A 538-nucleotide genomic window follows, 5' to 3' on the forward strand; every position below is an offset into this window, starting at 1 on the left:
GATCCGCTTTTCACCCAGCTCGCGGGCCATGGAGCGGGTCATCGCAATCACCGCGCCCTTACTGGCGACATAGGCCATCAGCCGCGGCGCGCCCCACAGCGCGGTATCCGAAGCGACGTTGACGATCGCCGCCCCTTCGCGCAGCAGCGGTACCGCCGCGCGGGTCACCAACCAGGTGCCTTTAACGTTGACCGTCATTACCCGATCCCACAGATCCGGATCGTAATCGATCATATTTTTTCCGCCGACGCCGGTGGCCATCGCTGCGTTATTGACTAATCCATCGATAGACCCCTGCGCGCCGATGGCGCTGAAGACCTGCTCGATCGATGCTTGACTGGCAAGATCGATGGCGTGAGATTCGACCTGATAGCCCTTCCGCTGCAGGCGATGAGCGCTTTCCGCCAGCTCTCCCTGCAGGATGTCGCACATCACCACCGTCGCGCCCTGAGCGGCGCAGGCTTCGGCAAAGTGGTACCCGAGACCGCGCGCCGCACCGGTGACGACAATACGTTTACCGTTTAGCAGGCCGTTCATC

At 62.3% G+C, this 538-nt stretch carries 1 protein-coding gene; it reads right to left on the reverse strand.

Features of this window, described 5'->3' with window-relative positions; translation table 11 throughout:
* Positions 1–538: SDR family NAD(P)-dependent oxidoreductase (locus FJV41_RS55365; RefSeq protein ID WP_141649583.1), on the reverse strand; the 538-nt coding region annotated here is incomplete at both ends.

This window comes from Myxococcus llanfairpwllgwyngyllgogerychwyrndrobwllllantysiliogogogochensis (assembly GCF_006636215.1).
GTDB classification, from domain to species: domain Bacteria; phylum Myxococcota; class Myxococcia; order Myxococcales; family Myxococcaceae; genus Myxococcus; species Myxococcus llanfairpwllgwyngyllgogerychwyrndrobwllllantysiliogogogochensis.